The sequence below is a fragment of the Vibrio sp. genome, assembly GCF_050299255.1.
Classification (GTDB): domain Bacteria; phylum Pseudomonadota; class Gammaproteobacteria; order Enterobacterales; family Vibrionaceae; genus Vibrio.
Genome location: NZ_JBNKVP010000096.1, coordinates 1 through 11,071, shown reverse-complemented (window position 1 = coordinate 11,071; position 11,071 = coordinate 1). Strand labels below are relative to the sequence as shown.

General features: G+C 48.4%; 11 protein-coding genes. 8 read left to right on the top strand and 3 right to left on the bottom strand.

Features of this window, described 5'->3' with window-relative positions:
• On the top strand, positions 1-806 hold an 806-nt coding region (locus ACQY6F_RS16935), incomplete at its 5' end, for a trypsin-like serine protease (RefSeq protein ID WP_428776103.1).
• Between the two features lie 114 nt (positions 807-920).
• Here the strand turns inward: ACQY6F_RS16935 and nadE are convergent.
• Positions 921-1,751, bottom strand: coding sequence for an ammonia-dependent NAD(+) synthetase (gene nadE / locus ACQY6F_RS16930; protein WP_428776102.1), 831 nt, complete (start codon positions 1,749-1,751; stop codon positions 921-923).
• Positions 1,752-1,864: 113 nt separating this feature from the next.
• Here nadE and ACQY6F_RS16925 point away from each other — a divergent pair, with 113 nt between their 5' ends.
• Together ACQY6F_RS16925 and ACQY6F_RS16920 are read left to right on the top strand one after the other, a co-directional pair.
• Positions 1,865-2,380, top strand: coding sequence for a nicotinate-nicotinamide nucleotide adenylyltransferase (locus ACQY6F_RS16925; RefSeq protein ID WP_428776100.1), 516 nt, complete (start codon positions 1,865-1,867; stop codon positions 2,378-2,380).
• Positions 2,381-2,404: 24 nt separating this feature from the next.
• Complete coding sequence (locus ACQY6F_RS16920; RefSeq protein ID WP_428776099.1) at positions 2,405-2,890, top strand: hypothetical protein; 486 nt, start codon at positions 2,405-2,407, stop codon at positions 2,888-2,890.
• 143 nt (positions 2,891-3,033) lie between these two features.
• Here ACQY6F_RS16920 and ppsA read toward each other — a convergent pair whose 3' ends face one another.
• Positions 3,034-5,412, bottom strand: a complete 2,379-nt coding sequence (ppsA, locus tag ACQY6F_RS16915) for a phosphoenolpyruvate synthase (RefSeq protein WP_428776097.1) — start codon at positions 5,410-5,412, stop codon at positions 3,034-3,036.
• A gap of 174 nt (positions 5,413-5,586) precedes the next feature.
• Here ppsA and ppsR point away from each other — a divergent pair, with 174 nt between their 5' ends.
• From ppsR to rplT, 5 genes are all read left to right on the top strand, one after another.
• Complete coding sequence (ppsR, locus tag ACQY6F_RS16910; protein ID WP_428776095.1) at positions 5,587-6,420, top strand: posphoenolpyruvate synthetase regulatory kinase/phosphorylase PpsR; 834 nt, start codon at positions 5,587-5,589, stop codon at positions 6,418-6,420.
• 280 nt (positions 6,421-6,700) lie between these two features.
• The gene (gene thrS / locus ACQY6F_RS16905) at positions 6,701-8,629 is read left to right on the top strand and encodes a threonine--tRNA ligase (RefSeq protein WP_428776093.1); all 1,929 of its coding nucleotides are present in this window, start codon (positions 6,701-6,703) and stop codon (positions 8,627-8,629) included.
• Positions 8,630-8,632: 3 nt separating this feature from the next.
• Positions 8,633-9,184 carry a translation initiation factor IF-3 gene (infC, locus tag ACQY6F_RS16900; RefSeq protein WP_428776105.1) on the top strand — a complete coding sequence of 184 codons (552 nt, stop codon included), beginning with the start codon at positions 8,633-8,635 and terminating at the stop codon, positions 9,182-9,184.
• 103 nt (positions 9,185-9,287) lie between these two features.
• Complete coding sequence (gene rpmI, locus ACQY6F_RS16895) at positions 9,288-9,482, top strand: 50S ribosomal protein L35 (RefSeq protein WP_428776091.1); 195 nt, start codon at positions 9,288-9,290, stop codon at positions 9,480-9,482.
• A 40-nt stretch (positions 9,483-9,522) separates the two neighbouring features.
• Positions 9,523-9,876 (top strand): 50S ribosomal protein L20, encoded by a 354-nt coding sequence (gene rplT, locus ACQY6F_RS16890; protein WP_021019837.1) that lies wholly within the window; start codon positions 9,523-9,525, stop codon positions 9,874-9,876.
• Positions 9,877-9,930: 54 nt separating this feature from the next.
• On the opposite strand, the gene ACQY6F_RS16885 is transcribed toward rplT, so the two are convergent.
• Positions 9,931-10,893 carry an integron integrase gene (locus tag ACQY6F_RS16885; protein WP_428776090.1) on the bottom strand — a complete coding sequence of 321 codons (963 nt, stop codon included), beginning with the start codon at positions 10,891-10,893 and terminating at the stop codon, positions 9,931-9,933.
• Positions 10,894-11,071 lie beyond the last annotated feature (178 nt).

The following is an 11,071-nucleotide window of genomic DNA, read 5'->3' as shown; positions in this document are numbered from 1 at the left end:
CAAGTTTGCCTGACTCCCGGCTTTATACAGTGGTCGCCCCCCAGTTAGAGGATGAAAGCAATTTCCTCGGTAGCGCGCATGCATATGCGGTGGAGTTCTATTATCCGGACAGCTATGTGAATTCTGCGGCGCAGCGCTGGCCGAATGATATTGCCATTATCAAGCTGGAAGCGTCTGTCGGTGCGGCAGATTTCAGATATCTGCTCAATGACTCAACCAATAACGCTTACCCAATCGATGGTGAGTACATGGCTGTTGGCCACGGGGCCATCGCTAGTGATGACTCTGGAGGCAGTCAACTGCTCGAAACCAGATTACAATGGGTTAATACCGCCGTTTGTCAGCAGGTGTTTGGCAACAACGTAAGTACGTCACAAATCTGTTTTGATGGCGAGCAGGTGACTACGGATGGCGAAACACTGAAAAACGCCACCTGTTTTGGCGACTCCGGTGGACCTGTCTACTGGTATCACGGTGGTCAGTATATCCAAATAGGGATTACCAGTTTTGGACCGGGCGTGTGTGGTGATCCTACCATTGGTGTCACCTCGGTATTTACCGAGATCTATGACTATCAGGGATGGATTAACCGGGTGATCAGCGGACTGGAGCAGCCCAAAATCTATGTGACGAGCAAAGATGGTCAGCGAACGTTGGTGGTTAACGACAGTAACTCAGGTTCAGACGGTAGCGCTTCTCCGCCACCTTCAGATGGCGGCGGCGGAAGTGTAGGGCTGTTCAGCGGGTTGCTACTGGCTATGCTTGGCTGGCAGCGCCGGCGGCGGATCATTCCACATCAACATTAAGCCATGAGCCAGCACACGGTAATGAAAAAGGAGCCCGCAGGCTCCTTTTGATATCTAGCTTAGATCTTTGAACAAACCAATTTTTGCCAAGTCGTCCGCCGTTTCGGTTTACACTCAGTCGTAAATCGTCGGGATTGGCTGGCGTTTATGCTGAGTCGCCTGATAGATACCAATCAACCGTTCAGAGACCTGGGTCGGGACAGGTTTCCCTTCCAGGAAGTCATCGATCTGATCGTAGGTTAGATTTAGCGCGTCTTCGTCAGCTTTTTGCGGCGATAGTTCTTCCAGATCTGCGGTTGGGGTTTTGTGTACTAGCAGCTCAGGGGCGCCCAGAGTGGCGGCCACCTGGCGTACCTGGCGTTTGTTGAGACCAAACAGCGGCGCCAAATCACAGGCACCATCACCAAACTTAGTGTAAAAACCGGTGATGTTTTCTGCCGAGTGATCGGTGCCCAATACCAGCGCACCAACGTAACCGGCGATCTCATACTGTGCCACCATACGCGCACGCGCTTTAACGTTACCCTTAACGAAATCGACATGGCCGTCGTCGTCAGGCAGTAAACCAGATTCTGCCAATGCGCCTTTAGTTGAGGCATGGATACCATCCACGCCTGGCTTTACGTCGACGGAGACAGAGTGAGTCGGCTGAATAAAAGAGAGTGCCAGTTGTGCTTCGTCTTCGTCTTTCTGCTCGCCATAAGGCAGACGTACGGCGATAAACTGGTAGTCTTCACTGCCTTGTTCCTGGTTGAGCTGTTCTACCGCCAACTGCGCCAGCCGGCCCAGAGTGGTGGAGTCGATTCCACCGCTGATACCTAGTACCAGAGACTTACAGCCTGACTGTTGTAGACGATGTTTAATGAATTCTATCCGACGAGTGATCTCGTAATGGGGATCAATGGATGGCAAAACGCGCATCTCATCGCGAATCAACTGTTCCATGAGGTTTCCTTCCTGCAAGCATTATGATTTAAACGTTTGATGGGTGTATCATACCTAATTCGTCGAATTAGAAAACTGTGAAGCGGGTTTTCCCAGTCAATCAGAGGATTTCCATGACCAAAATCGCCGTTTTTGGTAGTGCTTTTAACCCACCCAGTCTCGGTCATAAGAGTGTGATTGAGTCGTTAACCCATTTTGACAAAATATTACTGCTTCCCAGTATTGCTCATGCCTGGGGCAAACAGATGCTGGATTACGAGATCCGTTGTCAGCTAGTGAACGAATTTATTCAAGATCTGGGCTTGCAACAGTTAGAACTGTCAACAGTGGAGGAAGATCTCTTTCAGCCCGGTGAAAGTGTGACCACCTTCGCCGTTTTAACTGAGATTCAGCGTAATAATCCTAATGCTGACATAACCTTTGTGGTAGGACCTGATAATTTATTTAAGTTCGGCCAGTTCTTTCAGGCGGAACAGATCCTGCATAACTGGAGTGTGATCGCCTGTCCGGAAAAAGTGAATATTCGTAGCACTGATATTCGAACGGCGATCAAACAAGGTAAATCAATATTTAATATGACGACTCCTAGAGTCGCCCAATATATTCAACGACATAAGTTGTTTAGTTAATTTCTAGCCTAACTGGAGGAGAGTATGAAAAAAGCCTTGCTACTTTTAACTTGCTTGTCTCCAGTGACTGCTTTTGGATGTGAACTCTATGAGGCTGACAATTTTCAGTCGGTGATGATTCACTCTGAAAAAGGTCTGTGCTTTTCTCTGGGCGATGGTTTCGACTATGCCGTCGGTAAGTTTCATTCCCTTGATTTAATTCCAAAAGAGTCTGACTCTTCATTCGATTACTGGTCTGATTGGATTCTTCAATCTGACGTCAGTCCATTGATGACCCAGAATATAGCGTCAAATTATTTTGGTGTTGGCGTCTGGATGCCGAATAAATTGCAGCAATACGTCAATGATATGACGACTGAGCAGTGGATTCGTAACCATGGCCTTCAGCTTAGTCTCGGTTTTGGCGACAAACACAGTGGCGATCCGCGTTTGCGGCTCGATTACCGTTGGCATGAGCGCGAACGCTACCGTGGTGACTTTTTCCTGCAGCTAGAAATTCCAATCAATTAAACAAAAATTATCAAAGCGGGTAATTGGCGCCATAGCATTGGCGTCAGCGAATAGTTAGCGAGACCCTGTACTCAATTTAATATCAAAACAAATAAAAAGGCTGCCAGTGGCAGCCTTTGTGTGTTTATTGAGGGTTACCCCGGTTACTGGTGGGACGCGTTAAATTCACCCAGTTTGATCCAGGTATCCACTACGGTATCCGGGTTAAGAGAAACCGAACTGATCCCTTGCTCCATCAGCCACTCAGCCAGATCTTCGTGATCCGATGGCCCCTGGCCACAGATGCCGATGTATTTGCCCGCTTTGGTCGCGGCATCAATCGCCATTTTCAGCATCGCTTTTACTGCCGGGTTACGTTCGTCAAACAGGTGAGCAATATCACCGGAGTCACGATCCAGGCCCAGTGTCAGCTGAGTCATGTCATTTGAACCGATAGAGAAACCGTCAAAGTACTTCAGGAACTCATCTGCCAGTACCGCGTTTGAAGGCAACTCACACATCATGATCACGCGCAGGCCATTTTCACCGCGACGTAGGTCAAACTTGGCCAGCAAGTCAATCACAGAGGCCGCTTCGCTTGGTGTACGTACGAATGGGATCATGATTTCAACGTTTTTCAGGCCCATGTGGTTGCGGACACGTTTGATCGCCTGGGTTTCCAGTTCGAAGCAGTCTTCAAACAGCGGAGAGATATAGCGAGAAGCTCCGCGGAAGCCCAGCATTGGGTTTTCTTCGTGTGGTTCGAACTGCTGGCCACCGAGCAGGTTGCTGTACTCGTTCGATTTAAAGTCTGACATGCGCACGATGACGCGTTTTGGCCAGAACGCAGCCGCAATAGTTGCAATCCCTTCGGTCAGTTTGCTGACGTAGAAATCTACCGGGCTTTCGTAGCCTTTGATTTTCTCTCGAATTTGCTGCTGCAGCTCTTCAGGTTGCTCATCAAAGGCCAGTAGCGCTTTCGGGTGGATTCCAATCATCTTGTTGATGATAAATTCCAGACGGGCAAGACCAACGCCTTCATTTGGCAGCTGAGCGAAGTCAAACGCGCGATCCGGGTTACCTACGTTCATCATTACTTTGGTTGGCAGTACCGGAAGGGCATCGACCGATGAACGATTGACCTGATATTCCAGTTTACCTTCGTAAACATGACCGGTTTCGCCTTCAGCACAAGAAACGGTGACGATGGCGCCGTCCGTCAGGGCTTCAGTCGCATGGCCACAGCCAACGATAGCCGGGATACCCAACTCACGGGCGATGATCGCCGCGTGACAAGTACGGCCGCCACGGTTAGTGACGATGGCAGACGCTTTTTTCATGACCGGTTCCCAGTCCGGGTCGGTCATGTCAGTCACCAGCACGTCACCGACTTGCACCTGATTCATTTGATCCAGTGATTCAACCAGACGCACAGTACCGCTGCCGATACGCTGACCGATGGCGCGGCCTTCAATCAGAGCTTTAGAACGGCTACCCAGCTGGAAACGCTCAATTACATTCTGATCAGACTGCGAGCAAACCGTTTCTGGGCGAGCCTGTACGATGTACAGCTGACCATCGATACCGTCTTTGGCCCATTCGATGTCCATCGGACGCTGGTAGTGATGTTCAATTATGATGGCCTGTTTAGCCAGCTGCTCAATTTCCGCTTCAGTCAGGGAGAACTGGTTACGTTCGGTTTCGTCTGTATCGATCACTTCGACCTGTTTACCGTGCTCCTGACTCTGAGCGTAAACCATCTTGATCAGTTTAGAACCGAAGGTCTTTTTCACTACCGCGTGCTGGCCCGCTTCTAGCAGCGGCTTATGCACGTAGAATTCATCCGGGTTGACAGCGCCTTGCACCACCATTTCACCCAGACCCCATGAAGAGGTGATAAACACTACCTGGTCAAAACCAGATTCGGTGTCCAGAGTAAACATAACGCCTGAAGAGGCTTTGTCGGAACGTACCATACGTTGAATACCGGCAGACAGGGCGATACCGCGGTGGTCAAAACCCTGGTGTACCCGGTACGAGATAGCGCGGTCGTTAAACAGCGACGCATATACGTGCTTGGTGGCTTCCAGCACAGCATCGATGCCTTTCACGTTGAGGAAAGTTTCCTGCTGGCCGGCAAATGACGCGTCTGGCAAATCTTCAGCGGTTGCTGAAGAGCGCACTGCTACAGAAATTTCATCGTTGTTGTCAGTTAGGGTGGCGTAGTGTTGACGGATGTCCTGCTCCAGATCCGCCGGGAAGGGCGCTTCCAGTACCCATTGGCGAATGGTGGCCCCCGTTTTACGTAAGGCGTCTACGTCATCGACGTCCAGCTCGTCGAGTAACCCGTGAATGCGATCATCCAGCCCTTCGTAATCTAGGAACTGGTTAAAAGCGAAAGAGGTGGTGGCAAAGCCGTTGGGCACAGAAACGCCAGCATTGGCAAGATTGGAAACCATCTCTCCAAGCGAAGCATTTTTGCCGCCGACTTTGTCGACATCCGCCATGGATAGCTGATCAAACCAAATTGTATGTTTTTGCATGTCTTTCTCCGGACATATTGCAGCGATTGTAGGGGTAGGCAATCGATTACCTTGTCAGCTAAAGTTTTTTAAGAAACTTGTTAAGCTGTGGGGGAGGTAACTGAACACCAATGGTAGTTATCGGTATTATTGCTCTTGATCCTAATCAATTAAAGTTGAAAGTTTAAATAAAAAATGGAAAAAAAATGTCAAAGTCGTGACGTGTTTTACGTTTCGGACGGAACAGCGATTACTTGTGAAACAATCGGCCATGCTGTACTTGGTCAATTTAGCTTCAAAGCGAATGAGCGCACCTTTCCATTTGTGGAAAGTAATGACCGTCTAGAGTCGCTGTTACAGAGTATAAATGCTTCTTTTGCCAGCACCGGAGAAAAGCCGCTGGTGTTCTTTTCAATGGTGATCCCGGAGATACGCGAGGCACTGATGCAGGCTCCGGCTCATTTTTACGATGTTTTAGAAAATGTAGTCCAGTCAGTTGGTCAGGATTTGGCCATGGACCCCGTCCCTAAGCTCCAGCGTTCTCGCAGTGTGGCCAAAGACAGCCAGGGTTATTTTGACCGTATTGCCGCAATTGAGTACACCCTGGCGCACGATGATGGGGTCTCGCTTAAAGACGTAGCCTCGGCCGATATCATTTTGCTTGGTGTATCGCGCAGTGGTAAAACACCGACCAGCTTATATATGGCGATGCAGTTTGGTCTGCGGGTGGTCAACTACCCGTTCATTGAACAGGACATGGCCGGCATGCGGTTGCTGCCGGAGTTTGAAATCCATCGCCATAAACTGTTTGGTCTGACGATCGATACCGAACGGCTGAGTGAAATTCGGACCAGTCGTCTGGCTGGCAGTGATTATGCCAGCAATGCCCAGTGTAAACATGAACTGGCCACCGTCGAGGCGCTGTTTCGCCGTGAAGCCATTCCATACATCAATACCACCAGTTTGTCGGTCGAAGAGATTTCCACCCGTATTCTGGCGGCGACCGGACTCAAACGGCGCTTATGTTAATCGGATAATTGCGCTACCGCCTGAGTATTCTCTGTACAGGCAGTCGCAGCTGGGTTCGCTATTGGTAGTTGTTTTCCAACCAGTTAGCACGGTTAGCGATTGTCATTTTATCTGTATTGGTTAGAATGGCTGTCCGTATGGTGGATGCTGCATCCGTATTTGTAGCAGAAACAGTACCTAACTATTTCATTTATTGAAGTTTTTGTCCGCTTTATAGGATGGAAACTAAACCAATGAGCATGTGTTGCTTGGTATGCAACACCACTGTAAAGGATAAGAAATGCCTATTATTACTCTTCCTGACGGCAGCCAACGTCAATTTGATAACCCTGTTTCCACTCTTGAAGTTGCTCAGTCTATCGGTCCTGGTCTGGCGAAAGCGACCATCGCTGGTCGTGTTGATGGCGTGCGTGTCGATGCATGCGATCTGATCGAAAATGATGCCAGCCTGGAAATCATTACCGCAAAAGATGAAGCGGACGGGTTGGAAATTGTACGTCACTCATGTGCACACCTGCTTGGTCACGCTCTGAAACAGCTCTACCCTGAAGCCAAGATGGCGATCGGTCCTACCATCGATAGCGGTTTTTACTACGACATCGATCTGGATGAATCTTTAACCCAGGAAGACCTGGAAAAGATCGAAAAGCGGATGAAAGAGCTGGCGAAAACCAAGTACCAGGTTGTTAAGAAAAAAGTCAGCTGGCAGGAAGCGCGTGATACATTTGAATCACGTGGTGAACCGTACAAGATGGAAATTCTGGATGAGAACGTGTCTCGCGACGATCGTCCAGGGTTGTACCATCACGAAGAATACATCGATATGTGTCGTGGCCCACACGTACCGCACATGGGTTTTTGTCAGCACTTTACGCTGCTGAACGTCGCCGGTGCATACTGGCGCGGTAACAGCGACAACAAGATGCTGCAACGTATCTACGGTACTGCTTTCCACGATAAGAAAGCCCTTAAAGCACACCTGGTGCGCCTGGAAGAAGCGGCCAAACGTGACCACCGTAAGATCGGTAAGCAGCTGGACCTGTTCCACATGCAGCAAGAAGCTCCGGGTATGGTGTTCTGGCATCACAATGGCTGGTCTATCTTCCGTGACCTGGAAGTGTTTGTGCGTGAAAAACTGACCGAATACGGCTACCAGGAAGTTAAAGGTCCACTAATGATGGACCGGGTGCTTTGGGAACGTTCAGGTCACTGGGACAAATACGCTGACGCTATGTTCACCACTTCTTCAGAAAACCGTGAATACGCGATTAAGCCAATGAACTGCCCGGGCCACGTACAGATCTTCAACCAGGGTCTGAAATCGTACCGTGATCTGCCGCTGCGTATGGCTGAGTTCGGTTCTTGTCACCGTAATGAACCATCGGGTGCACTGCACGGTATTATGCGTGTGCGTGGCTTCACTCAGGATGACGCCCACATCTTCTGTACCGAAGACCAGATCCAGGAAGAAGTGACTTCTTGTATCAAGATGGTTTACGACACATATAACACGTTCGGTTTTAACAACATCGTGGTGAAACTGTCGACTCGTCCGGAAAAACGCGTCGGTTCAGATGAAATCTGGGATCGCTCCGAAGAAGCACTGCAGCAATCTCTGAATGCGATGGATATTCCATTTGAGATTCAGGAAGGCGAAGGCGCATTCTACGGTCCTAAGATTGAGTTCACTCTGTACGACTGCCTGGATCGTGCGTGGCAGTGTGGTACTGTACAGCTTGACTTTAACCTGCCAGGCCGCCTGGGCGCGACTTATGTGGGTGAAAATAACGAGCGTTTGGTGCCGGTAATGATCCACCGTGCTATCCTGGGTTCACTGGAACGCTTCATCGGTATTTTGATCGAAGATTACGCCGGTTTCTTCCCAACTTGGTTGGCGCCGGAACAAGCAGTCATCATGAACATCACTGATAAACAATCAGATTACGTTCAGGAAGTGGCACAAAAACTACAAAAATGTGGAATTAGAGCTAAAGCAGACTTGAGAAATGAGAAGATTGGCTTTAAAATCCGCGAACATACTTTGAAGCGCGTACCGTACATGCTGGTTTGTGGCGACCAAGAGATGGAAGCCGGTGAAATTGCAGTGCGGACTCGTAAAGGTAATGACTTGGGCAAATTTAAAGTGGATGATTTTATTGCGTACATCCAGGCCGAAGTTGCTACCCGTAAGCTCAATCTGGAGGAATAAACTATTAAAGGCGGAAGACGCGGCCAACAACCGGCCAAACAAAACCCGCACCGTTTAAACGGTGAAATTCGTGGCGTTCGTGAGGTTCGTCTTACGGGCGCTGATGGCGAATCAGTAGGTATTGTATCGATCCAAGAAGCCATCGCAGCAGCAGAAGAAGCTGGTATGGATCTTGTTGAGATCAGTCCAAACGCCGAGCCACCAGTCTGTCGTGTGATGGACTATGGTAAGTTCCTGTTTGAGAAGAGCAAGGCTGCTAAAGAGCAGAAGAAGAAGCAAAAACAGATCCAGATTAAGGAAGTTAAATTCCGTCCTGGGACTGATATTGGAGACTATCAGGTAAAACTACGCAACCTGACCCGTTTCCTGGAAGACGGCAACAAAGTGAAAGTAACTATTCGCTTCCGTGGCCGCGAAATGGCCCACCAAGACATTGGTGTTGACGTTCTGAACCGTCTGAAAGAGGACACTGCTGATCTTGCAGTAGTAGAATCTTTCCCTAGCCGGATTGAAGGTCGTCAAATGATCATGGTGTTGGCCCCTAAGAAGAAGTAATTAACGGCTTTGCAAGTAGCAAACCTGGCCGTTGTGTAACGGCCGGGTTTTGTTCGCCCTAATTACGTTGTTTATAAACTACTACAATGCGGAGTTATTCATCATGCCTAAGATGAAAACCAACAAAGGTGCTGCTAAGCGTTTTAAGAAAACTGCTGGTGGTATTAAATACAAGCGTGCGACTAAGCGTCACATCCTGACCAAGCGTACTACTAAGAACAAGCGTCAGCTGCGTCCAAACTGCGTTCTTCCTAAATGTGAAGTAGCAGCAGTTATCCGTATGTTGCCATACGCTTAATTCTTTATAGTTATCAATCGTTTAGTTTAGGAGAGACATAATGCCTCGCGTAAAACGTGGTGTACAAGCTCGTGCACGTCATAAGAAAGTTCTAAAACAAGCTAAAGGTTACTACGGTGCACGTTCACGTGTTTACCGCGTAGCTTTCCAAGCAGTTACTAAAGCTGGTCAATACGCTTACCGTGACCGTCGCAACAAGAAACGTCAATTCCGTCAACTGTGGATTGCACGTATCAACGCTGCGTCTCGTCAAAATGGCCTGTCTTACAGCCGTTTCATCAACGGTCTGAAGAAAGCGTCTATCGAGATCGACCGTAAGATCCTTGCGGACATCGCGGTATTCGACAAATCTGCATTTGCAGTTCTAGTTGAAAAAGCGAAAGCTGCTCTGTAATTAGCAGTTCTAGGTTTAATCGAAAGGGGAGCTTAGGCTCTCCTTTTTTGTGCCTTAAAGTCGGGAAAGTGGGCTCAGCACGCCACTGGCGCCTCTATCCAATACATGGGTATAAATCTGTGTAGTCCGGACATCGCTGTGGCCCAGTTGCTCCTGAACGGTACGGATGTCAGCACCGGTTTCTAACAGATGAGTAGCAAATGAATGGCGTAGCGTATGGCAGGTGACATGTTTGTCGATTTTGGCTTCTCTAGCCGCGCGTTTAACTGCCCGCTGCAGTGCGGCTTCATTGATGTGGTGGCGCCGTAGCAAGTTAGTTTCTGGGTCAATGGTTAGTTTCTGCGACGGAAACAGATAGTGCCAGCGGAACTTAAGTTCAGCACCTGGGTATTTTCTGATGAGCGATTCCTTTATCCAGACACCAGCATAGCCCTGGGTTTGCATATCTTTTTCATAATAGCGACGTGCCAGGTTTTTCTGCTCTATCAACATTTGGTGCAACTCTTTCGCCAGCGTAACCGTTCTGTTCTTGCCTCCTTTGCCTTGCCAGATACGCAGCGCACCATAATCAAAATCGATATCCTGCACTCTGAGTCGGACACATTCCATTAATCTAAGGCCTGACCCATACAGTAAAGAAACATGTAATTTATATCTCGGGTCGATAAATTGAAAAAAGGTTTTGATCTCCTCTTGCGTAAGCACTACCGGCAGTTTCTTATCTATGATTGAACGTTTGAATTTGAGTTCAATACTGACGGGCTGTTCGAGAAAGCCGTTATACAGTAACTTAAGCGCATTGAGCGCCAGAGCCTGTGTTTTAGCCGCCACTTTTAAATCGATGGCTAAGTAAGTTAGGAATTCTTCAACCTCCTTGTCGGCCAGTTTGGCAGGGTGTTGCATCTGATGAAACGCAATATAGCGCTTTATCCAAAACAGATAACTTTCGATAGTTTTTCCCGCATAATACCGGCTGTGCATGTAGTCTTTGACGCTGAGCAAAAACTGGCTTTTCATAGCTTTTATAACCTGTTTATTTATCCAGTTCTATACAATAGAGTCTTCCTTCCGACTATGCTTCACAAAGTCGTCTATCCCTATAGTGGAACAATGAATTTCATCCTTAGACATTTTAAATTTCATAAGGTTATGTGATTCATATCAGGAAAATTGTGAGTTAGATACTACAGATACT

Bases quoted from the DNA above. Each gene is read 5' to 3' on its own strand.
- ACQY6F_RS16920 (WP_428776099.1), top strand. From the start codon at position 2,405: ATGAAAAAAGCCTTGCTACTTTTAACTTGCTTGTCTCCAGTGACTGCT.
- ppsA (WP_428776097.1), bottom strand. From the start codon at position 5,412: ATGCAAAAACATACAATTTGGTTTGATCAGCTATCCATGGCGGATGTC.
- ppsR (WP_428776095.1), top strand. From the start codon at position 5,587: ATGGAAAAAAAATGTCAAAGTCGTGACGTGTTTTACGTTTCGGACGGA.
- ACQY6F_RS16885 (WP_428776090.1), bottom strand. From the start codon at position 10,893: ATGAAAAGCCAGTTTTTGCTCAGCGTCAAAGACTACATGCACAGCCGG.
- rplT (WP_021019837.1), top strand. From the start codon at position 9,523: ATGCCTCGCGTAAAACGTGGTGTACAAGCTCGTGCACGTCATAAGAAA.
- rpmI (WP_428776091.1), top strand. From the start codon at position 9,288: ATGCCTAAGATGAAAACCAACAAAGGTGCTGCTAAGCGTTTTAAGAAA.
- thrS (WP_428776093.1), top strand. From the start codon at position 6,701: ATGCCTATTATTACTCTTCCTGACGGCAGCCAACGTCAATTTGATAAC.
- nadE (WP_428776102.1), bottom strand. From the start codon at position 1,751: ATGGAACAGTTGATTCGCGATGAGATGCGCGTTTTGCCATCCATTGAT.
- ACQY6F_RS16925 (WP_428776100.1), top strand. From the start codon at position 1,865: ATGACCAAAATCGCCGTTTTTGGTAGTGCTTTTAACCCACCCAGTCTC.